Annotated in this window: 20 protein-coding genes and 1 tRNA gene; 15 read left to right on the forward strand and 6 right to left on the reverse strand. The window is 62.9% G+C overall.

Annotation, left to right across the window (positions count from 1 at the left end; translation table 11 throughout):
* Together EG19_RS01435 and EG19_RS01440 are read right to left on the reverse strand one after the other, a co-directional pair.
* Nucleotides 1-644 (reverse strand): lysophospholipid acyltransferase family protein (locus EG19_RS01435; protein ID WP_038046636.1); only part of this gene is annotated, 644 nt, incomplete at its 3' end.
* Nucleotides 641-1,747: a prephenate dehydrogenase/arogenate dehydrogenase family protein gene (locus tag EG19_RS01440; protein ID WP_038046638.1), complete on the reverse strand. Its 1,107-nt coding sequence runs from the start codon at nt 1,745-1,747 to the stop codon at nt 641-643. The genes EG19_RS01440 and EG19_RS01435, both read right to left, overlap by 4 nt.
* A 240-nt stretch (nt 1,748-1,987) precedes the next feature.
* Here EG19_RS01440 and selD point away from each other — a divergent pair, with 240 nt between their 5' ends.
* Nucleotides 1,988-3,001 carry a selenide, water dikinase SelD gene (gene selD, locus EG19_RS01445; RefSeq protein ID WP_081799839.1) on the forward strand — a complete coding sequence of 338 codons (1,014 nt, stop codon included), beginning with the start codon at nt 1,988-1,990 and terminating at the stop codon, nt 2,999-3,001.
* A 2-nt stretch (nt 3,002-3,003) separates the two neighbouring features.
* A complete protein-coding gene (locus tag EG19_RS01450) occupies nt 3,004-4,419 on the forward strand; it encodes a DUF4139 domain-containing protein (RefSeq protein WP_038046640.1) in 1,416 nt (471 codons plus the stop codon).
* Here EG19_RS01450 and EG19_RS01455 read toward each other — a convergent pair.
* Both EG19_RS01455 and dusB read right to left on the reverse strand, forming a co-directional pair.
* A complete protein-coding gene (locus tag EG19_RS01455; RefSeq protein WP_038046643.1) occupies nt 4,416-5,567 on the reverse strand; it encodes a class I SAM-dependent methyltransferase in 1,152 nt (383 codons plus the stop codon). The two genes, EG19_RS01450 and EG19_RS01455, sit on opposite strands and share 4 nt — an antisense overlap.
* Nucleotides 5,564-6,538: a tRNA dihydrouridine synthase DusB gene (gene dusB, locus EG19_RS01460; protein WP_038046645.1), complete on the reverse strand. Its 975-nt coding sequence runs from the start codon at nt 6,536-6,538 to the stop codon at nt 5,564-5,566. The genes EG19_RS01455 and dusB overlap by 4 nt, the downstream gene beginning before the upstream one ends.
* 41 nt (nt 6,539-6,579) lie before the next feature.
* Here dusB and EG19_RS12165 point away from each other — a divergent pair, with 41 nt between their 5' ends.
* Together EG19_RS12165 and EG19_RS01470 are read left to right on the forward strand one after the other, a co-directional pair.
* Nucleotides 6,580-7,374 carry an SDR family NAD(P)-dependent oxidoreductase gene (locus EG19_RS12165; RefSeq protein WP_081799829.1) on the forward strand — a complete coding sequence of 265 codons (795 nt, stop codon included), beginning with the start codon at nt 6,580-6,582 and terminating at the stop codon, nt 7,372-7,374.
* A gap of 185 nt (nt 7,375-7,559) precedes the next feature.
* On the forward strand, nt 7,560-9,317 hold the full coding sequence (locus EG19_RS01470) for a sigma 54-interacting transcriptional regulator (RefSeq protein ID WP_235208685.1): 1,758 nt from the start codon (nt 7,560-7,562) through the stop codon (nt 9,315-9,317).
* 6 nt (nt 9,318-9,323) lie between these two features.
* Here the strand turns inward: EG19_RS01470 and EG19_RS01475 are convergent, their stop codons facing one another.
* Complete coding sequence (locus EG19_RS01475; RefSeq protein ID WP_038046715.1) at nt 9,324-9,722, reverse strand: cytidine deaminase; 399 nt, start codon at nt 9,720-9,722, stop codon at nt 9,324-9,326.
* Nucleotides 9,723-9,836: 114 nt separating this feature from the next.
* Here EG19_RS01475 and icd point away from each other — a divergent pair, with 114 nt between their 5' ends.
* Together icd and EG19_RS01485 are read left to right on the forward strand one after the other, a co-directional pair.
* Entirely contained in the window at nt 9,837-11,081 is a 1,245-nt protein-coding gene (gene icd / locus EG19_RS01480) for an isocitrate dehydrogenase (NADP(+)) (protein ID WP_038046648.1), read from the forward strand.
* A gap of 196 nt (nt 11,082-11,277) precedes the next feature.
* The gene (locus EG19_RS01485; RefSeq protein WP_053334742.1) at nt 11,278-12,147 is read left to right on the forward strand and encodes a glycosyltransferase family 2 protein; all 870 of its coding nucleotides are present in this window, start codon (nt 11,278-11,280) and stop codon (nt 12,145-12,147) included.
* Here EG19_RS01485 and EG19_RS01490 read toward each other — a convergent pair.
* The gene (locus EG19_RS01490) at nt 12,144-13,880 is read right to left on the reverse strand and encodes a protein-disulfide reductase DsbD family protein (RefSeq protein WP_053334743.1); all 1,737 of its coding nucleotides are present in this window, start codon (nt 13,878-13,880) and stop codon (nt 12,144-12,146) included. The genes EG19_RS01485 and EG19_RS01490 overlap by 4 nt on opposite strands.
* A gap of 184 nt (nt 13,881-14,064) precedes the next feature.
* Here EG19_RS01490 and EG19_RS01495 point away from each other — a divergent pair.
* The 9 genes from EG19_RS01495 to EG19_RS14240 all read left to right on the forward strand — a co-directional run bounded on the left by EG19_RS01495 (nt 14,065) and on the right by EG19_RS14240 (nt 20,069).
* A tRNA-Gln gene (locus tag EG19_RS01495) sits at nt 14,065-14,140 on the forward strand.
* A 20-nt stretch (nt 14,141-14,160) separates the two neighbouring features.
* The gene (locus EG19_RS01500; protein WP_038046650.1) at nt 14,161-15,108 is read left to right on the forward strand and encodes a ribose-phosphate diphosphokinase; all 948 of its coding nucleotides are present in this window, start codon (nt 14,161-14,163) and stop codon (nt 15,106-15,108) included.
* A 59-nt stretch (nt 15,109-15,167) separates the two neighbouring features.
* Nucleotides 15,168-15,836 carry a 50S ribosomal protein L25/general stress protein Ctc gene (locus EG19_RS01505; protein WP_038046652.1) on the forward strand — a complete coding sequence of 223 codons (669 nt, stop codon included), beginning with the start codon at nt 15,168-15,170 and terminating at the stop codon, nt 15,834-15,836.
* Nucleotides 15,837-15,845: 9 nt separating this feature from the next.
* Complete coding sequence (gene pth / locus EG19_RS01510; RefSeq protein ID WP_038046719.1) at nt 15,846-16,415, forward strand: aminoacyl-tRNA hydrolase; 570 nt, start codon at nt 15,846-15,848, stop codon at nt 16,413-16,415.
* A 111-nt stretch (nt 16,416-16,526) separates the two neighbouring features.
* Nucleotides 16,527-16,946, forward strand: a complete 420-nt coding sequence (gene rpsF / locus EG19_RS01515; RefSeq protein ID WP_053334744.1) for a 30S ribosomal protein S6 — start codon at nt 16,527-16,529, stop codon at nt 16,944-16,946.
* Nucleotides 16,946-17,176: a 30S ribosomal protein S18 gene (rpsR, locus tag EG19_RS01520; RefSeq protein WP_038046653.1), complete on the forward strand. Its 231-nt coding sequence runs from the start codon at nt 16,946-16,948 to the stop codon at nt 17,174-17,176. The genes rpsF and rpsR overlap by 1 nt, the downstream gene beginning before the upstream one ends.
* A gap of 25 nt (nt 17,177-17,201) precedes the next feature.
* A complete protein-coding gene (locus tag EG19_RS01525; protein ID WP_152543843.1) occupies nt 17,202-18,146 on the forward strand; it encodes a YybS family protein in 945 nt (314 codons plus the stop codon).
* Nucleotides 18,143-18,598 carry a 50S ribosomal protein L9 gene (gene rplI, locus EG19_RS01530; protein WP_038046655.1) on the forward strand — a complete coding sequence of 152 codons (456 nt, stop codon included), beginning with the start codon at nt 18,143-18,145 and terminating at the stop codon, nt 18,596-18,598. The genes EG19_RS01525 and rplI overlap by 4 nt, the downstream gene beginning before the upstream one ends.
* Nucleotides 18,599-18,602: 4 nt before the next feature.
* The gene (locus tag EG19_RS14240) at nt 18,603-20,069 is read left to right on the forward strand and encodes a class I SAM-dependent methyltransferase (protein ID WP_053334745.1); all 1,467 of its coding nucleotides are present in this window, start codon (nt 18,603-18,605) and stop codon (nt 20,067-20,069) included.
* Nucleotides 20,070-20,077 lie beyond the last annotated feature (8 nt).

The following is a 20,077-nucleotide window of genomic DNA, read 5'->3' on the forward strand; positions in this document are numbered from 1 at the left end:
CCCGGCAGCGGCAAGGTGGAAACCGGCCTGCCAAAAAACGGGGCAAAGGTGCCCCGGGGACCGGCGTCCTGATCCGCCACCATCACCACCACCCGTCCTTCCTGCAGCGATTTGAGGATTTCCCGCGGGGCGGTGCGCCCCTTGGAGATGAATTTCACCGCGTCCCCGGGGATGCCGAGGATGAAGCGGTCCACGTAGGGGTTGTGCTGGCGTCCCACCAGCAGGGCGCAGGGGATACCCCGGGCCGCCAGGGCGGTGACGTACAGGGCCCAGGCCCCCAGGTGGGCGGTGACCACGACGGCGCCTTTCCCCTGGGCCAGAGCCTCCCTGAGCTCCTGTTCGCCTTGCACCGCTACCAGCTCCCCCACCCGCCGGCGGTCCCGCCCGGCAAAGCGCACGAACTCCGCCACCGTGCGGCCAAAGTTGCGGGCGGCGGCAGCCGCTAAACGTTGGCGTTCCCGCAACGAAAGTTCAGGAAAAGCTATTTCCAGGTTGGCAAACACCAGCTGCCGGCGAATTCGCAGCCACCAGCCCACCTGCCCCACCACTGCTCCCAGGGCCAGGGCCCAGGGGCGCGGGAGAGCGCGAAAGAAAAGGGCCAAAAGCCAAAGCCCGGCGTACTCGGCCAGGTGGCGCGCCTTCATGGCCGACCGTTGAGCTCCGGGAGGGCCTGCCTGGCTTCCTGCATGAGCTGACGGAACCCTTCGCGGTCCCCGGCTTCCACCAGCTTGACCAGCTCCTCCAGGCTTTTTCTCGTGGCCTCGTAAACCTGATGGCGGTGGGGGTTCAAGCGTTGGATGTCCAGGTACAGGTCGGGATCCTCGGACAACACCGAAGCGGCGGTGGCGGCCTGGCGTTCGAAGGTGGTGGAGGCGCAAGCGGCCAGCTCCCGGGGGTCCAAGCCGGAAGCGGCAAGAGCGCGGCCAAAGAGCATACCGGTGAGGTGCGCCAGCCCCAGAAGCCAACCCATGAGCCGGTCGTGGTGGGGGAAGGGCACGGGGATCACGTGGGTGTAAGGGTGCTGCAAAAGCGGCAGGATCGTTTGCTGCTCCAGCTCGGGCTCCCGGCGGCAGGCAAGGACAAAGGTGAGCGACTGGTAAGGGGATTTGCCGGGCCCAAACATGGGATGGAGACAGGCCACCCGTACCCCCGTTTCCTCCGCTTCCCGCAGCGCTTCTTCCAGATGGGACTTGATGGAGGCAATTTCCACCACCAAACCCGGAGGACGCAGGCCAACGATTTCCGAAAGCACCGCGGGAGTGCGGTCTAAGGGCACGGCAACGATGATGAAGGCGTACTGGGAAAGCGGCACGTCAGCCAAGCGCGTGTAAAGCCCCTCGGAAGGGGGCACCGGGCTCCAGGCGGGGTCCAGGGCTTCCACCTGGTGCCCCACCAGCGACAAAAAATGGCGGAACCACCCACCCATGGCCCCCGCCCCCCCCACTACCAAGACCTTCTGGCCGCGCTGGCGCCGCAGCTCCACACCCACCCGGTGCTGGCGCTCCACCGAGCCGCGGATGACCGCGGCAAAAATGGCCTCCATGATTTCCGGGGAAACACCGCAGGCTTCCGCGTGCTGGCGGGCGCGGGTGAGGACCCGGTCCTCCACGTCCCGCACCACCACCGGGAGCCCCTGTGCTGCCTTTACCTGTCCCACCTGGGCGGCCAAATCCATGCGCCGGCGCAAGAGCTCCAAAAGCGCGCGATCCACATCGGCAATGGCGTCCCGAAGTTGCGCTAGATCCATGCGCCCCTCCTTGGGCATGCTAGCGCACTTTGCCAGGGCTTTGGCCGGGGGTCTAGAGGATGGCGGAAACCAGAAGCAAAAGGGTCAGCGCCGCCAGCATGAGCTCCAGCGCCGGTGCTTGCGGGCTTGTGGTGCGGTCGGTCATTTCTCCCTCCGAGGAGACTACGGAAACCAAAGCCCGTCCGTTGGGCGTGCTAGCATGCCCCCGTGACGCGGGAGGAGATCTTCAAGCTTACGGAAATGGTGAGCTGTGCCGGTTGAGCGGCTAAGCTGGGTCCGGCGGACCTGGCCCAGGCTCTGGCGCAGCTTTCCTTCCCTTCGGACCCCCGGGTCCTGGTGGGCGGTGACCGCCTGGACGACGCGGGAATCATCGAGCTTAATCCGGACCTGGCGCTGGTGCAGACCGTGGACTTCTTCACCCCCATCGTGGATGACGGCGAAGACTTTGGGTTTATCGCCGCTGTCAACGCGCTTTCGGACATCTACGCCATGGGTGGTGAGCCTCTTTCCGCTCTTGCAGTGGCGGGGTTTGCCCCGGATGTGGTGCCGCTTTCGGTGCTCGGGGATATCTTCCGCGGCGGTGCCCAAGCTTGCGCGCGGGAAGGCGTGGTGCTTTTGGGCGGGCACACCGTTCGCTCTCCTGAGATCTTTTACGGCCTGGCGGTCACCGGCACGGTCCACCCCAGGCGGTTCTTGACCAAGGCGGGAGCCCAACCGGGGGACCTCTTGGTTCTCACCAAGCCTTTGGGCACCGGTTTGCTTTCCACCTGGCTCAAGCGCGGGCAAATGCCTGAGGAGTTCCTGCAGCCGCTGGTGGCTTCCATGAAAGAGTCCAATCTGCAAGCCTCCCGGGTGCTGCGCGAGCACGCTCATGCCCTCACCGACGTCACTGGCTTTGGCTTACTGGGCCATGCGCTAGAGATGGCTAAGGCGTCAGGTGTGGCTTTCGAGCTCTGGGCTTCCGCGGTGCCGTTGCTGCCTGGAGCCATGGAAGCTGCTTGCGCTAAAGCCGTGGCGGGGGGGCTGAAGGCCAACCGGGCTTGGGTGGGCGAACGGGTGAGCGGCTGGGAGCTCATCCCCGAGGAGTGGGCCTTGATCCTCTGCGACCCTCAAACCTCCGGTGGGCTTTTGGCCGCCGTGCCTGCCCAAAGTGCAAAAGAGCTTTTGGAAAAGTTGCCCCACGCGGCGGTCATCGGCACCGTCATCTCGGGGACTTCCGGAACCATCGCGCTTACAATGGAACCCAGGAGGTAGCCATGAAGCTCCGTTGGCTTTTTTCCGCTGCTTTGACCGGTGGCGTGTGCCTGGGTTTAGCTTGGTCGGCGGAGCCCCCTACCGTCATTTCCACTGCCGATGGGGGGCAGACGCTGTCGCTTACGGTGTACAACGTGGGTCGGGCCCTGGTGCGGGACAGCCGGCCGGTGGTGTTGCCCTCCGGCGTGGTCAAGCTCGAATACCGCGACATTGCTGCCAAAGTGATGCCGCAAACCGTGGCGTTCATGGCCGATGACACCGTGGTGCTGGAGCAAAACTACGAGTACGACCTGCTTTCTCCCAAAACGCTTTTGACCAAGTTCTTGGGCAAGGAAGTGACTTTGGTGCGGGAAGAGCCGCGCCTGGACGGCCCCGGAACCGTGCGACAGGAAATCCGCGCCACGCTTTTGTCTGTGGAAAACGGCACGGTGTGGCGGGTGGGTGATCGCATCGTGGCCAACCCAGCCTACCGGGAGCTGGTTTTTGACTCGGTGCCGCCTTACCTGCGGGAAAAACCCACGCTGGTTTGGCTTTTGCAAAGCCAGAAGGCGGGACCGCGCACGGTGCAGGCCACCTACCTCACCGAAGGCATCACCTGGCGGGCCGACTACGTGTTGAGCCTGGACCAACAGGGGGAGAAAGGGGCCCTTACCGGGTGGGTGACCCTTTCCAACAACTCCGGGGCGTCTTACCCGGAAGCCAAGCTGCAGCTGGTTGCCGGGGAAGTGCACGTGGTGCGGGAAGAGCGGCCCCGGGAAGCGGTGATGGCCGAAAAAATGATGGCCAAAGCCCCCGGGATGGCAGAAGAAGCCCTGGGGGAGTACCACCTTTACACGCTGGAGCGCCCCACCACGATCCTCGACCGCCAGGACAAGCAGGTTTCATTGCTGCAAGCTTCCGGGGTGAAGGCCGTCAAGCACTTTGTGGTTGCCGGCTTTCCTTACTACTTTTGGTCGCGGCAGGACCTCCACCGCGAGCCGGTACGGGTGAAGCTGGAGATGGCCAACACCGCCGCCAACGGCTTGGGTTTGCCGCTGCCGGCGGGGACCGTGCGCGTGTACCAGCGGGATAGCCGCGGGGTCGAGCAGTTCATGGGGGAAGACCGGATCGAACACACCCCCAAAGACGAAACCGTCAAGTTAGAAATAGGCACGGCCTTTGATGTGGTCGCTGAGCGGGTACAAACGGACTTTCGGTCTTTTGATAAGGTCACGGAAAGCGCTTTTGAAGTGCGGCTTCGCAACCACAAGGAGGAGCCCATTACCGTGGAGGTGGAAGAAAGCATCGGCGGCGATTGGGAAATGCTTTCCCATTCGCACCCCTATCAGAAACGCTCGGCTTTTGTGGTGGTGTTTTCGGTGCCGGTGCCCGCTCATGGGCAGAGTGCCTTGGCGTACCGGGTGCGGGTGCGGCACTAACGGGCGACGAGGGCGGCGCAGTAAAAGCCGGGGTAAAGGGCAAGGCAGCGGTCCAGGGTTGCGGGGAGCACCATGGCATCGCCAAACCCTGCCGCACGGAGGGCGTTTTGCCAGCCCTGTTGACACAAAAACCCCGGGCGGCTGCGGATGCCGTCCTGGTTCTTGGCCTGCTGGTAGCTTTTGAGCAGCAAAAACGGCAGCTCCAGATGCACCGGCGCTTGAAAGCTGGGGCGCATCAGCTCCCCCAGGACCAAAGCCCCACCGGGGGCAAGCAGGGTGCGCAAGCGTTGAAGAGCCAAAACCACGTCGCTGGCCAAATGCAGGACGTTCACCGCAAAAACCGCGTCAAAAAGCACTCCGGGAAGCCCTTGCTCTTCGGGGGCAAGCTCGATGTCGTAAGGCCGAGCCTCCAGTTGGCAACCTTCAGGCAGAAGCTGGCGGACCAAGCGGCTGCCCCGGCGCAGGAAAGCCGGGTGCACCTCGGTAAAGACGTAAAGGGCCGGGGGTTTGCCGGCATCCCAAAGAGCTATCAAAGCCGCCTCAGCGGCGCTCCCACCGCCACCCCCCAGCTCCAGGAGGCGCGCCTGAGGGCCCACGGCGCGGGCCAGGGCCAGGGCGGCCAGAGCGTTGGTGGGGGCGTAGTGAATGTTGCGGTTAGAAAAGTAGGAAAACCACAAATCCAGCTGGCTTAAGGAAAAGAGGGCTTCCTCGCCGGTGGTTTTTCCTGCCAGCACGTCAGGAAGCGCCTGGGTGGCCAGCTTCTGCACCGCCATGGCCGGCTCCGCTTGGGGGCTGGCCGCCACTGCTGCGGCAAAGGCAGCTTCCAGGTCAACCCTCGGCACGATGGCGGGTACGTGCACGATGCCGTCTTGCTCCTCAGCAAGCCCGTAAAGGCGCAGGCAGTCGAAAAGCCAGCGGGACAGGGCCAGGCCGTGGGGTGAGTGCCTCCGCAAGCGGGCAAAATCCTCGGCCGTTCCCGCAAACCCGCCCAGAGAGAGCTCGTGCACCAAAAAGCGAAGGCAGTCCCCCACGAAGGCGTCCAAAACCTCACAGGCCCGGGTGAACTCCTCGCTGAACACGGTTTCGGGAACGTCGGGGAGCAGGTCCCGCAGGGCCTGGCGGGGAATGGGCTGGGGGAGCTTGCTCACGCCCCCTCCATTTGCGCCGTGAAAAAGGCGTCCACAGAGGCCATGATGTCCTCGGCGCTCTGCAGCTGGGAAAGCTGGCACCGTAAACGGCGGCCGTGGGGGAGGCCGTGGGTGTACCAACCCACGAAGGTCTTGAGCTTGTGGAGAGCGGTTTTTGCGTCTTCTCGCTGCAAAACCCAGGAAAAATGCTGGCGCATGAGCCGGTACCTGTCCTCCAGGGTGGGCTCCTGGGGTTGCCGACCGGCCAGCAAATCGGCGGTCTGGCGGAAGATCCAGGGGTTAAGGAGGGCGGCCCGCCCAATCATCACGCCCTGACAGCCGGTTTCGCGGAACATGCGGAGGGCGTCTTCAGGCGTTTTCACATCCCCGTTGCCAATCACGGGAATGGAAACGGTTTCCACCAGCCGCGCAATGGCGCTCCAATCCGCTTGCCCGGTGAACATTTGCTTGGCGGTGCGGGGGTGGAGGGTGATGGCATTTACGCCTTCGTCCTGAAAGATGCGCCCCAGCTCCAGGTAGGTGAGCCGGTCTGAACGCACCCCCAGCCGGAACTTTACGGTAAGCGGGATGCGGATGCGCTTGCGCACCTCCCGGACGATGCGACGGGCCAGTTCAGGATCGCCGGTGAGGGCTGCCCCCGCACAGCCCTTGAGCACCTTGTTGGCCGGGCAGCCCATGTTGATGTCGCACACATCCGCCCCCATGGCCTCCACCTGGGAAGCCGCTTCGGCCATGGTCTCGGGATCCGAGCCGTAAATTTGGATGGCAATGGGGCGCTCTTCCTCCACGAAGTGAAGCATGCGGAGGGTGCTGGGCTTTTCCTTCAGAAGTCCCACCGCCGAAATAAACTCCATGCTCACCAAACCGCAACCACCCAGCCTCCGGATCAGCAGGCGGAAGTCACGGTCGGTGATGCCGGCCATGGGGGCCAGCAGCAACGGCGGGTCAACGGAAAGCGCACCAATACGCATCGCCGTTGAATATAACAGAGGCGTTGTGCCAAGATTCCGCCATGCGCATACGTGCAGTGGGTGTCCTTGTGACCGGAGCGAGTCGCGGCATCGGCAAGGCGTTGGCGCTAGAGCTTGGCCGCCGTCACTGTCGAGTGGCTTTGGTGAGCCGCAACCCGGATGAGCTGGAGCTGGTGGCCCGGGAAGTCCGGGGCGTGGGTGGAGAAGCAGCGGTGTTTGCGGGGGACGTGGCCGACGCCCAGGCTATGGACGATCTGGCGCAGCAAGCGGCGTCCTGGCTGGGCCGCTGGCAGGTGGTGGTTGCCAACGCCGGGGTGGGTTTCCACGGAGAAGGGTGGCGGGCCTCTCCAGAGGAGGTGGGGCGTGTTGTTTCCGTGAACTTCCTGGGGGTGGTCAACACCATCCGCTCGGCGGTTCCCTATCTCCGGCAGCACAATCCCTCCGCCGTTGGGGTGGTGAGCTCCCTTTCAGCCCTTATCCCCTACCGAGGGGGTGGTGTTTACGCGGCCAGCAAGGCCGCCATCAACGCCTACCTTTCTTGCCTCAAGCTGGATTTGCGCGGCACGGGCATTGCTGTGGGCTGGGTGTGTCCGGGTCCTGTGGCCACCGGTATGATCGTGGACGGGGTGCCCCACCGCAAGCTCCCCCCTTTGGCGCGTCTGGCTGTTCCCATTTTGAAACCCGAAAAAGTGGCAAGGACCCTGCTTCGGGTTTTGGAGCGGGGAGGGGGAAGCAAAGTGATCCCCTGGCAAGCTGCCTTTTTTGCGCGCTTTTACCAGCACATGCCGCGCCTGGCCGAATGGGTTTTGAACGTTACTGGATCGGGGACCCCATAGTGTGACCATATTGTTAACAGAATGTGCCAATCTGTTTGCTTTCAGTTTTTTGTTTTACATCCCGGAGGGGGTACTTGCACTCAGGCTATCGAATGTGATACAAAATAGCACGGCGATGAACGGAGGGCATCAAAATGCTCTTGCTTTCAGTTGAATCGGAAAACGGGGCCACACTAACCTACCGTTTGCAGAAGACGAAAATTGCTGTGGGTTCCGCACCCAGCAACGATGTGGTGGTCACCGGCCCAGGCGTTGGTGATCGTCATTTGATCATTCAGCGCAGCGGGGAGGCCTTCACCTTTGTGACCGCCGAACGGCAAATGGTGGTGTTAAACGGTGAGCGCCGCTCCCGAGGGGTTCTTAACCCCGGCGACCGATTGCGTTTGGGCACCGTGACCCTGGTTTTCCGGGGCATGGTTGGCGGTGAAGTGGCCTTGACCGAGGAGGAGCCCCCGCGACCGATCAAAGCCCCGGCTCAGCCCACCGCCGAGTCGGTGGTGGTGCGTCCGGAGCCTGGAGGGTTTGCCCAGGCTCGCATGCGGCTTTTGGAGCTTTTTGCCCAAAGTCGGCCGGACCGCACCCATCAGCTCATCGCCATCCTGCGCGAGGCGGTAGGGGAGGCAGAATTTGCCTTGGTGATTCCCCGGGAAGGAGGGGGACCGGCAGCCGAAGGGGTGGTGTTGGCTTCCCTGTGGAGTGGGGAGCTGCCCAACGTACCGGCGGCAATTCTCCGGGAGCTGGCGACTCCGGGCAAGTTTGTGATTCAGGACGGAGCGAAGGATGGCGGTACCGCCTTTGTGGCCGTGCGAACGCCCACGGGCTCCCTGGTGGCGCTGCTTTTGGCCCGACCGGTGGGGGCGTTGGGTGATGAAGGCGTGGCGCTGGTGGCGGAAGCCGCGCGGCTTCTGGGGCTCTTCTGGGAGCAGGTGGAGCGCATGGACTCAAGCTTCACCAGCTGGGAGCTGGAGGCACGCCACCGCCTGGAGATGCTGCTCCCGGGCACCTCGCAGGCCATCCAGGTGCTGCGCGATGGTCTTCTGCAAGCGGCCCGCGGTCTGGAGCCAGTTTTGATTTGTGGGGCTCCCGGGTCGGGGCGTACGGAAACCGCCCGCATTTTGGCCACCTTGGAGCCGGTGGCCGGTCGTCGGGTGGTGATTTTTGAGGGCCGCGACGCCTCTCTGGAGGTTCTGCGGCAGGAGCTCTTTGGCCCATCGGGCAAACCCACCTTTACCGGAACCATGGGTGGCTTGGTGGGCGAGGCGCGGGGCGGCCTTTTGGTGGTTCGCAACGCCGAGCTTTTGCCGGAACCCATTCAGGTGGAGCTGGTGGGTGTGGTCAAAACCCAGGCCCAGCAGCCATTGTCGTCCACCAGCACCCGGTGGGTGGTGACCTGCGGCGAGGATCCACTGGCTTTGGTACAGCAGGGCAAGCTGTCTTCGGCTTTGTTCATGGTGTTTTCCTCGCGCATGCTGCGGGTGCCACGCCTAGAGGAACGCAAGGAGGATTTGCCCTTGATTGTCGCTTCCCTGTTGCGACAGGTGGCGGCAGAGCAAGGGAAAAACGTGCGCGGCATTACCGTGGAGTGCCTGAACGCGCTGCTGTCCCGGAGCTTTCCCGGGCAAATGGCGGAGCTGGTGGGGGAGTTGCGACGGCTGGTGGCAGCCACCGCCGAGGGCGATATGGTGCGCTGCGACGAGCAGGTGACGACGGTGGCCGCCAAGAGCGGTGGGGTGGAGGGTGCGGAGGTCCTGCTCTCGGACAACCTCAAAGAGGTGGTGCCCAAGGTGGAGCAGCTCATCATCGACCGGGTGATGCGCAAGGTGAAGGGCAATCAGTCCAAAGGCGCGAGGATTCTGGGCATCTCCCGGGGCGCTCTCATTGCCAAGCTCAAGGAGTACAGCATCCCCGACTACCGCTACCTCCGGCGCCGGCGCGGGGTGTGAGCTTTTTCAGGTCTCCCGCAAGGTAAACGCCCCGGGCAACAGCTCCCGGAGGGAACGAACCTGGGTTTTGTGGTTGGCGTCTTGGGTCACCACCAACAGGTCAGGGTTGAACTCCGCCAGCACCTGTCGGCACGCGCCGCAGGGCAGCAAATCGTGCTGGTTGCCAACGATGGCTACGGCCACCGGCCGAGCCCCGGCCAGCACGGTGGCGGCTATGGCGTTGCGTTCGGCACAAATGGTCAAGCCAAAGGAAGCGTTTTCCACGTTGCACCCCGTAAAAACCCGCCCGTCTTCGGCTAAAATCGCGGCTCCCACCGGAAAGCGCGAGTACGGGGCGTAGGCCTGGGCTTGCGCTTGTTTGGCTTTTTCAATGAGCTGGCGGATGATCACCGGTGCAAGGTCCATGTTTTCACCATACAGCCTCTTGCCCTTTCGGTCCAGCTTTGTGCCTGTGAAATCTTGACCAAAGTCTGGCAAGCGTGTAACCTCCCGGCGGCAGGAGTTGCCAGGGAGGGTACGATGGGACTTGAAAATCTCAAAATCCCAGAATGGGGGGAAAGGATTGGTTGGGATGGGCAAAAGATTTCCGTGCCCGATAAGCCCATCATTCCTTTCATTGAAGGGGACGGCACCGGGCCGGATATTTGGCGCGCCACCAAGCGGGTTCTGGATGCGGCCGTGGAAAAGGCCTACGGTGGCCAGCGCAAAATCGCGTGGGTGGAGGTGTTGGCCGGGGAAAAGGCGTTCAACCTCACGGGCAACTGGCTCCCCGATGAAACCGTTGAGGCCATTCAGTACTTCCGGGTAGCCATCAAGGGACCTTTGACCACGCCTGTGGGTGGGGGGATCCGCTCCCTCAACGTAACCCTGCGCCAGGTGTTGGACCTTTACGCCTGCGTGCGCCCGGTACGCTGGATTCCCGGGGTTCCTTCGCCGGTGAAGCGGCCGCAGGATGTGAACATGGTGATCTTCCGGGAAAACACCGAGGACGTGTACGCCGGCATCGAGTGGCCCTCGGGCTCGGCCGAGGCGGAAAAGCTTCGCTCGTTCATCGAGCGTGAGCTGGGCAAGAAAATCCGGCCCGAGTCGGGGATTGGCGTCAAACCCATTTCGCCCTTTGGTTCCAAGCGCCTGGTGGCGAAGGCCATCCGCTATGCCCTGGAAAACCACCGGGACTCCGTCACCCTGGTGCACAAGGGTAACATCATGAAGTACACCGAGGGTGCCTTCCGCGATTGGGGTTACCAGGTGGCCAAGGAGCAGTTCGCCGATGTGGTGCTGACCGAGGACGAGCTATACAGCCAATTCAACGGCCAGCTCCCCACCGGCAAGAAGGTGGTGATCAAGGACCGCATTGCCGACTCCATGTTCCAGCAGGTGTTGCTGCGGCCTTCCGAGTACTCGGTCATTGCCACCCCCAACCTCAATGGCGACTACCTTTCGGATGCTCTGGCAGCGCAGGTGGGCGGCCTGGGCATGGCCCCGGGATCCAACCAGGGTGACGAGCACGCGGTGTTTGAGGCCACCCACGGCACCGCCCCCAAGTACGCAGGCCAGGACAAGGTGAACCCCGGCTCGCTGATCCTTTCCGGCGAGATGATGCTCCGCTACTTGGGCTGGACCGAAGCGGCCGACCTGGTGGTGAAGGGGTTGGAGAAGGCGGTGGCCGACAAGCAGGTGACCTACGACCTGCACCGGCAAATGGAGGGGGCCACCCTCGTTTCCTGCTCGGGCTTTGGGGAAGCCATCGTCGCCAGGATGTAGGTGGGCGGCCCGGCGGGAACGGGCGTAAGCTCCCACCGCCGGGGTTTGCAAAAGGAAACCGGCAAAGTTTGGGGCGCACGGTGTGCGCCCCAAACGCCGTTGCGCTGCAGGCTCTACCTGGCTGCGAAGCTGAGTCCACGAACGGCAACCCTTAGGGTGGGCTTGTTGCTCGACTATCATGGGTGCGGAGGGTTTCATGCCTGAGTTGCAGCGACCGAAGATTTCCGCGGTGATTACCACCTACAACGAAGAGCGAAATATCGGCGATTGCATTGAGTCGCTCCTGTGGTGCGATGAAATCGTGGTGGTGGACTCCTTTTCCACCGATCGCACCCCGGAAATCGCCAAGTCTTACGAGAAGGTGCGCTTTTTTCAAAGGCCCTACTACGGCTCGGCGTCGCAAAAGAACTGGGCCATGGATCAGACCCAGTACGAGTGGATCTTGATCTTTGACGCTGACGAGCGCTGCACCCCGGAGCTGCAAGCGGAAATCGAGGCCCTTTTGGCTTCCGGCCCCAAGTACGAGGCTTACACCATCAAAAGGCGGGTGTACTTTATGGACCGGGTCATCCGCTTTTCCGGCTGGCAGCACGACCGGGTGGTGCGGCTGGTGAAGCGCGGCGCAGGACGCTATCCCAACCGGAGGGTGCACGCCGACATGCAAACCCGCGGGCCCGCTCCGGTGCTGAAGAACCCCATGCTGCACTTCATGATTGAGTCCTTCGAGCAGTACCTCCCCCGCATCATCAAGTACGGCTTTTGGGGAGCGGCGCAAGGGTGGAAAACCGGCAGGAGGTCCGGCTTTCTTGAGGTTTTTGGTCGTTCCACCTGGCGCTTCATCCGCATGTACGTTTTTCAACTGGGCTTTCTCGATGGCATGGCGGGCCTGGTGTTTTGCATGCTGCAAGCCTTTGGAACGTACCTCAAGTGGGCCATCCTCTGGGAGTGGCGGGTCAACGCCGCCCGCGGCCGCATGCCCAACCTCCCGCCCTTTGATGAGGACGAAAAGGTTTGGGAGTGGAAGGCCGGCGAGGAAAACGCTGAGGAGCAAAAAGCAAACGGCTAGCTCGCTGGAGAACCCGCCGGCACCAGCTTCCTTACACGGCGCAGGAACTCCTCCGGACCCTCGAAGCCGGTGAGGCGCAGATCCTGAGCTTCGCGGCCCTGGTAAAAGAACAGCACCGTGGGAACCCCCGCCACCCCGTAAGCCTTCCGCAGCTCCTCGGTTTCTTGAGAAATTTGGGTGAGGTCAACCTTGAGGCGGCGGAAGCTCGCAAGCTTGGCTTTGACCTCCGGACGGGAGAAGGTCTTTTCATCCAGCTCCTTGCAGGGCAAACACCAGTCGGCGTAAAAATCCACGATCACCGGTCCACCCTGGGCAATGGCCTCCTGCAACACCTGCGCGTTGGCCTTCTCCCAGGAAAGCTCCTGTGCGGGGGTGGTGCCCGAGTGCGGCCAAAGCCACGCCCCCGCCAACACCAGAGCCAGCGTCACCGCCCGCATGAAGCGATCTACCGCGGCAATTTCGTAGCCGGGTCGGGCAATGACAGCCAGGTAAAAGCCACCGAGCACCAGACTTAACGCCAACAGCTTGTCCCCGAGGTCCCCGGGGAGCAAAGGACGGGCAAAGTAAAAGGCCAGGGCCACCAGGAGCACCCCGAAAAGCTGACGCACCCCTTCCATCCACGCCCCGGAGTGGGGGAGTTTTTCCAGGCTGCGGGTGGAAAGGGCCAGGAAAAGGTAGGGAAGACCGAGACCCAGGGCCAACGTGAAGAAGAGCAAAAAGCCCAGCATCACCGATTGCTTTTGCCCCACGTAGGCCAAGAGGCCCAAAACGAACGGCCCAATGCAAGGAGCCGCCACCAAGCCCACCACCAGCCCCATCACCAGGGAACCCACCACCCCCTGGCGGGCCCCAGCTACTCCAGAAACCCACGCGGGGATGCGGATCTCCCAAAGGCCAAACATGGAGGCGGCTAGCGCCAAAACCACCACCACAATCCCGCCGGTGACCCACGGCGATTGCAGCGCCGCACCGAAAAGTTTTCCGGTGAGGGCGGCTACCACCCCCAGGGTCGAGTAGGTCACCGCCATACCCAGCACGTAGAAGCTAGCAAGCAGAGCGGTGCGCTTGCTGCTTCCGGTTTGGTTGAGGAAAAACCCAACGGTCACGGGGATAATGGGGTACACACAGGGCGTGAGGTTCAACGCCAGTCCCCCCAGAAAAACCAGAAAAAGCTGCAAGAGAAGCGAAGCACCAGCAAAACGCTCGCTCACCGAGCCTTGGGCTACTGCGCCGCCAGCGGGTGCCGAGGGCACGGTATTGGCTGTCGGTGGGCTTACCATCGCACCCCAAGGGACCGAAAACGCCACCTTCTTGGGCGGCAGGCAGCTCACGTTGTTGCAGGCCTGGGCTTCAAGGAAGCCGGTTAGCGTCACCTCGCCGGCACCCGCCGGAGCCTTCACCGGGATCCTCACCCAGAAGCTCCCCTCAAAGAGCTCCACCGCTTGCTCAAAAACCTCCAGCTTGACCTTCTTCGGTTGTGGAAACTGCGGTTCTCCCGCTTCCCACCCCTGGGGAAGCTGCAGCTCCACACGGGTGGGGATGAGGTAAGGGTCGGATGGGTTGGGAGGGTTCACGTGCCAACCTTCTTGCAAACGAACTTCCAGCGCCACCACCCCCGCCTCTCCGCCCGGCTGTGGCCGGCGTTCCCAACCGGCTTGGGCCACGGAAAAGACTGCCTCCTCGGCAAACACCGCGTTGGCCAGCAACAAGAAACCCAAAAACCACCGCGTCATGAAGCCTCCCCGGAGCCGCTGCTCCCCGCCCTATTTTGCCTGAGCCGGGGTAGAAGTAACTCCTGCGTGCCACCAACCCGCAAATCTGGAGGTACGGGCGGTGTTTTTGCCGCCCGAGCGCTCCCCGAGGTAATTCCGGGTTCTCGACAGGTGGGGCTTTTGGCGTTACAATACTCGCGCCGACTGGGGCGTCGGCAAATTGGTAAGCCACGGGACTTTGGATCCCGCATGTGCAGGTTCGAGTCCTGCCGCCCCAGCCAGCTTGTGTTTAGGGGGAGGGATGGACGGGGAGCTGCCGCTGATTGTGCTTTCGGGTCGAGCGCACCCGAACCTTACCGAGCGAATCTGCGATTACCTGCAAATCACCCCCGGAAGAATCGCGCTTTTTAATTTTTCCGACGGAGAAAACGCCTGCCAAATCGAAGAAAACGTGCGCGGCGGCGACGTATTCGTAGTGCAGCCCACCTGTCCGCCGGTGAACGACAACCTGATGGAGTTGCTCATTATCCTGGACGCCTGCCGCCGTTCTTCGGCGCAGCGAATTACGGCGGTCATTCCGTACTTTGGCTATGCCCGGCAGGACCGGAAGGATAAGCCGAGGGTGCCTATCACCGCCAAGCTGGTGAGCGATCTTTTGACTTCGGCGGGGGCGACCCGCATCTTAACCATGGATTTGCACGCCGCGCAAATTCAGGGCTTTTTCAATATCCCCGTGGACCATTTGTTTGCTGCCCCGGTCCTCATTGAGGAAATCAAGAGGCAGGGGCTTTCTAACCTGGTGATGGTGTCCCCCGATGCCGGCGGGGTGGAGCGGGCCCGTGCCTTTGCCAAAAGGTTAGACGCCGGGTTGGCCATTGTGGACAAGCGGCGCACCAGCCCCAATCACGCCGAGGTCATGCACATCATCGGTGATGTGGAGGGGAAGACCTGCGTCATTGTGGACGACATCATTGATACCGCAGGTACCCTGGTGAAGACGGCCGAAGTGTTGCATCAACGTGGGGCGGCCCGGGTGCTGGCGGCAGGTGTGCATCCGGTGCTTTCGGGACCGGCGGTGGACCGAATCGAGGCCTCGGTGGTGGAGGAGGTCATCGTCACCGACACCATCCCCCTCGGCCCGCGGGCCTCTCAATGCGCGAAGATTCGCCAGCTTTCGGTGGCCGAGCTTTTGGGCGAAGCCATTCGCCGCATCCACGAGGCCAAGTCGGTGTCCAGCCTTTTCGTTTAACTGGGGATTTGTGGTAAGCTTTGCCGCCTCGTTTGGGGCGCAGGTAGGAGGATTGTGCCATGGGTGAGTTGGTCATCGAGGTGGAGCGTCGGGAACGCTTTGGCAAGGGAGCCAGCCGCAAGCTGCGGGCCCAGGGGCTGATCCCCGCGGTGGTGTACGGCGGGGGCAAGGAACCCGTGCCGGTGGTGGTGAACCGCAAGTTTGTCACCGAGCTTCTCCACCAGGAAAAGGGCAAGAACACCATCTTCTTGCTGCGGATGAAGGGCACCAAGCAGGAGCGCCACGCCATGCTCAAGGACTTCCAGGTGGATCCCATCACCCAGCAGTACATCCACCTGGACTTCATCCGGGTCATGAAGGGGCAGCACGTGCGGGTGGAGGTGCCGGTGGAGTTGACCGGGGAATCGGTGGGGGTCAAGGCCGGCGGGTTCCTGGACTTCACGGGTCGTTCGCTGCACATTGAGTGCCCGGCCGATGCCATCCCGGAAAAGATCGTGGTGGATATTTCGGGGCTCCACATTGGCCAGCACGTTACTGCCGCCGATGTTTCGCTGCCGGCAGGGGCCAAGCTCCTGGATGATCCGCACAAGGTCCTGGTCACGATCGAAGGCCGAGCTGCGGCTGCTGAAGAGGAGCTGGCTGCGGCGCCGGCGGGGGAAGAGATGGCCGAACCCGAGGTCATTCGGCGGGGCAAGGCCGAGGCCGAGGAAGGCGAGGAAGAGTCCTAACCTGTGGAGCTGGCCGCGATCGTGGGTTTGGGCAACCCCGGAGCGGAGTACGAACGCACCAGGCACAACGTGGGCTTCCGGGTGGTGGACGAGCTCGCCCGGCGTTTTCGCTGCGGGTCGTTCAAGCCCCGACCCTACGCTTTGGTGGCGGAGAGATCAGGCTCCCGCCGCGTGCTGTTAGTAAAACCCACTACCTACATGAACCGCTCGGGGCAAGCGGTGGCGGCCCTCTGTCGCGAGGAAGGTCTGGTTCCAGCTCAAGTTTTGGTGGTTGTGGACGACGTGGACCTCCCTCTGGGGCAGCTGCGACTCCGTTCCCGAGGCGGGCCGGGTACACATAATGGCTTGCGCTCGGTGGTGGAGGCGGTAGGGGAGTCGTTCCCGCGGCTGCGGCTGGGGGTGCGGGGCGCCCAGCCGTGGAGCGACCTTGCCGCCTACGTGCTGGCGCCTTTTACCGAGGAAGAAGAACCGGTGGCCGAAGCGATGGTTCAGCGGGCGGCTGACTGCGTGGAAGAAGCGTTGTTTTCGGGGTTGGCCCGGGCGGCCAACCGCTTCAACGTGAGGAACGCACTGGAGTGAAAACGCGAAAGGTCCTCTTTGGGGCCGTTGCGGATTGGGCGTTGTGTGGTAATATGCAGGCTCCTTGCTCCCTCCCCGGATGAGGGGGCCGAAGGGCCGAAAGGAGATAGTATGGCGCTTTACGAGTTAGGTTTGGTGTTAACTCCCGATTTGGAAGACGAGGCAAGAGAAGCGTTCATCGGTGAGCTCAAGCAGCTCCTCGCCACCCAAGGGGCCACCATCGTCAAGGAAGACGTATGGGGCAAGAGGACGCTAGCTTACCCCATCCGCCATAAGCGGGAGGGGTATTACCTCTTTTGGCAGTTCGAGGCACCGGGAACCGCAGTGGCGCCGCTGGAGTACAAGCTGCGGCTCTCCGACGAGGTGCTTCGCTACCTGACGCTCAACCTCGACCGCGAGTTGCGGCGGGCTCGGAAGCTGTCGGCAGCGCGCGCTGCCCAACAAGCCGCCAAGGCTGCGGAACAGGGGACGGAAGCGGTCCCCGCCCCGGCGGCCGGTGAGGTCGGTGCATCACCGACGGAGGAGGCCTAATGTCCAAGAAAAAGTTCTTGAGCAAGCGCAAAAAGGTTTGCAAGTTCACGGCTGAAGGCATTGATTACATTGACTACAAGGACGTGGAGCTGCTGCGCCAGTTCACGCCGGTTTCCGGGAAGATTCTGCCCCGCCGGGTTTCCGGTACCAGCCCCATTTACCAGCGCAAGCTCACCCGGGCCATCAAGCGGGCGCGGATCATGGCGCTTCTGCCGTTTGTAGGTGACTAACCCGGGGATTTTTTCCTCTTAAGCCATGGAAGGCACATCACATCGAGAAAACAAAGGGGCGGCGTGGTCCGGCCCCTTTGTTGCTGGTGTGGTGTCGCTTCTCTTTTACGGCGCGCTTTTTCTGGTTCCGCTAATTGGCGGCTTCGTGGCGCTCTTGTCTCCGCTTCCCCTGGTGCGGGAGCTGGCTTTGGGGAGGCCAGCGTTTGCCGCTTGGGGCTGGGTGCTGGTGGTGCTGGTGGGAGCGGCGTTTTTGGCTCCCAGCAGCTGGCTGACCCTGGCGGTTACCGGTTATTTGCTGGTGGCGGTGTGGCCCACGGTGAGCGTGGAGGTCTGGCAGCGGCGCCCGTGGTCCACCGGCCGCTGGCTGGCAATCCTCACCTTAGGGGCGTGGGCCGTGGCAAGCTCAGTCGCCGCGGCGTTTTTGGGTCCCGAAAGGGTGGCGGAGGAGCTGCCTCAGTTGATGGTTCGCTGGATGCTGGGCCACCAACAAACGGCCAAGCTCTGGGGTCTCGGGGAGTCCGAGTTGCTGCAGGCGGTGGCGGGAATGCTTGGCTACCTAACCCCTTTTCTGGTGGCTATTTACGTCATGGGGGTTGGGCTTTTGCTTTGGTCCAAGCTGCCGCTTTTGGGTTTCGCCCAGGGCCGTGAGTCGTTTCTCGCTTACGTTTCGGAGGAATGGCTTCCTTTGGGGTTCGTGGTGGGCGGGTTGGGCTGGGTTTTTGCGCCCGGCGCGTGGGGATGGTTGGCGGCCAACCTGCTCGCTTGCGTGTTAGCCTTGTACTTTGTGCATGGAACCGCTATTATTCTCGCGTATTTGGGTCCCCGCTGGGGCAGCAGTCGCTGGGTGCGGATGGCGGTGGTGGTTTTGGGGATCCAGGTGCCGATAGCGTTCATTTACGCTGGTCTTGGCTTGCTTGACAGTTTTGTCAGGCTGCGGCCATCGTCAGATAACGAGGGGAGTTCGTCATGAAGGTGATTTTGAACGAGCATGTTCCGAACTTGGGGGATCGCGGGCAAGTTTTGGAGGTAAAGCCGGGTTACGCCAGAAACTACTTGATTCCCAAGGGCCTTGCTTACGAAGCGACCCCGGCCAACCTGGCTCGTTTCCAGGCGGAGCAGAAGCGCTGGGAGTTGCGCCAGGAGAAGGAGAAAACCACGGCCAGTGAGTTGGCCGCTCGCTTGGCCGGGGTTGAGCTCACCTTCAAGCGCCGGGCCGGGGAGGAGGACACCCTTTACGGTTCGGTTACCGCTTCGGATATTGCCGAGGCTCTGGAAGCCAAAGGGTTTGCGGTGGATCGCCGCAAGGTGGTGCTGCCCCAGCACATCAAGCGGCTGGGCACCTACACCGTGGAGCTTCACCTGCATCGGGATGTAACGGTTCCTTTGGTGGTGCACGTGGAGCCTCTGGAAAGCCAGAGCTAGCCCTATGGAAGGGAGCCCAGCCTCCCGCCAAGTAAGCTGGAAGGGAAAGCTGCGCCGCCTGCTGGCGGCGCCTTTTCGTTTTTTGCTGAAGGACGAGCTGGGCAGGATTGCTGAAACGGAGCGGGCTTTGAATCGCTTACGGGAGGAGCTCGGCGAAAGCCAAACCCAGCTCGCCACGTTGGGCCAAGCGCTGCTAGAGGAGCGGGCAACCCGGGAGCACGATTTAAGCGATCTGCGCCAGGCGTACCTGGCCACCCGCTCGGAGTTTGAAGAGGTCCGCGATACACGCCTCCCCAGGGTGGAGGCGGATTTTGCCAACTTCCAAAAGGCTTTTCTGGCGCTCCAGGGGGAGCTGGAGCAGCTACGGGATGTGCGGCTTCTGGTGTTGGAGCGGGCTGCCCAGGGGCTGCAGGGAGCTTTCGACGAGCTCCAGCGGGAGCTTGTCCGACTGCGGGACGAAGCTCTCCCCCGGGTGGAAACAACGCAAGGGTTGCTGCAAAAGGCGCATGAACAGCTGCAGCAAGAGCTGGAGTTGGTTCGCGATAGCCGGATGCCGGAGCTGGCCCGGGCCGTGGATGCGCTCCAACGGGGGCTTGAGGCTGTTCAGCACCTGGGCGAGGAGATTCGCGACCATAGGCTTCCGGCAGCTTCCGCCAGGCTTGAAGCGTTGGTGGAGCGGCTTTTCGAAGAGATCACGGTGACCCGCAGCCTGGTGGACCGCCTGCTGGCCCACGAGCCTTTGCAGGTGGGGGTTTTGGAGCAACCCTGGGAGGAGGAGCTGCCGGAGGCAGTCCGTCGCGCCTGGCTGCGGTTTTTGCAGTCCCACCGGGGGAGCCGGCAGGAAATTCTGACCCGAGCTTCCGAGTACGTGGAGGTTTTCCGCGGGGCCGGCCCCGTGCTGGATTTGGGTTGTGGCCGGGGGGAGCTGCTGGAGGCGCTCACCAAAGCGGGAATTCCCGCCTTTGGCGTGGACAGCGATCCAGCTGCAGTGGCAGAATGCCAACGGCGGGGCCTTGAAGCCCGCGTCTTGGACGCCCTGGAAGCCCTGGCGGCGCAGCCCCAGGGGAGCCTCGGTGGTGTGGCCTGCGTCCATCTCATCGAGCACCTCCCGGCGGCCCGCTGGATGAAGCTCTTTGAGCACGCGGCAAGGGTGCTACGCCCGGGCGGCATCCTGGCGGTGGAAAGCCCCAACCCGGAAACCCTCAGGGTGGGGGCAGGGTTGTTTTGGGTGGACCCCACCCACCTCCGCCCCGTGCACCCGGAGGCGGCTCGCTTCGTGGCGGAAGCCGTGGGTCTTGAGCTGGTGGAGGTTCGCAAGCTGCGGCCGTTCCCTCCGGAGCAGCAGCTGGCCGCGCAAGTGAACGACGAAAGGTGGCGACCTATTTTCCAGCAGTTGGATGCCTGGCTTTCCGGCGCTCGGGACTACCTTTTGGTAGCCCGCAAGCCTTTCTCCGAAAAGGCAGGTTCCTAGCTACAGAA

It is taken from the genome of Thermoanaerobaculum aquaticum, from assembly GCF_000687145.1.
Taxonomy (GTDB): domain Bacteria; phylum Acidobacteriota; class Thermoanaerobaculia; order Thermoanaerobaculales; family Thermoanaerobaculaceae; genus Thermoanaerobaculum; species Thermoanaerobaculum aquaticum.

Excerpts from the sequence above, each read along its gene's own strand:
- EG19_RS01440 (WP_038046638.1), bottom strand. The coding sequence starts at position 1,747 with ATGGATCTAGCGCAACTTCGGGACGCCATTGCCGATGTGGATCGCGCG.
- EG19_RS01450 (WP_038046640.1), top strand. The coding sequence starts at position 3,004 with ATGAAGCTCCGTTGGCTTTTTTCCGCTGCTTTGACCGGTGGCGTGTGC.
- dusB (WP_038046645.1), bottom strand. The coding sequence starts at position 6,538 with ATGCGTATTGGTGCGCTTTCCGTTGACCCGCCGTTGCTGCTGGCCCCC.
- EG19_RS12165 (WP_081799829.1), top strand. The coding sequence starts at position 6,580 with ATGCGCATACGTGCAGTGGGTGTCCTTGTGACCGGAGCGAGTCGCGGC.
- EG19_RS01475 (WP_038046715.1), bottom strand. The coding sequence starts at position 9,722 with ATGGACCTTGCACCGGTGATCATCCGCCAGCTCATTGAAAAAGCCAAA.
- icd (WP_038046648.1), top strand. The coding sequence starts at position 9,837 with ATGGGACTTGAAAATCTCAAAATCCCAGAATGGGGGGAAAGGATTGGT.
- EG19_RS01485 (WP_053334742.1), top strand. The coding sequence starts at position 11,278 with ATGCCTGAGTTGCAGCGACCGAAGATTTCCGCGGTGATTACCACCTAC.
- EG19_RS01490 (WP_053334743.1), bottom strand. The coding sequence starts at position 13,880 with ATGACGCGGTGGTTTTTGGGTTTCTTGTTGCTGGCCAACGCGGTGTTT.
- EG19_RS01500 (WP_038046650.1), top strand. The coding sequence starts at position 14,161 with ATGGACGGGGAGCTGCCGCTGATTGTGCTTTCGGGTCGAGCGCACCCG.
- EG19_RS01505 (WP_038046652.1), top strand. The coding sequence starts at position 15,168 with ATGGGTGAGTTGGTCATCGAGGTGGAGCGTCGGGAACGCTTTGGCAAG.
- rpsF (WP_053334744.1), top strand. The coding sequence starts at position 16,527 with ATGGCGCTTTACGAGTTAGGTTTGGTGTTAACTCCCGATTTGGAAGAC.
- rpsR (WP_038046653.1), top strand. The coding sequence starts at position 16,946 with ATGTCCAAGAAAAAGTTCTTGAGCAAGCGCAAAAAGGTTTGCAAGTTC.
- EG19_RS01525 (WP_152543843.1), top strand. The coding sequence starts at position 17,202 with ATGGAAGGCACATCACATCGAGAAAACAAAGGGGCGGCGTGGTCCGGC.
- rplI (WP_038046655.1), top strand. The coding sequence starts at position 18,143 with ATGAAGGTGATTTTGAACGAGCATGTTCCGAACTTGGGGGATCGCGGG.
- EG19_RS14240 (WP_053334745.1), top strand. The coding sequence starts at position 18,603 with ATGGAAGGGAGCCCAGCCTCCCGCCAAGTAAGCTGGAAGGGAAAGCTG.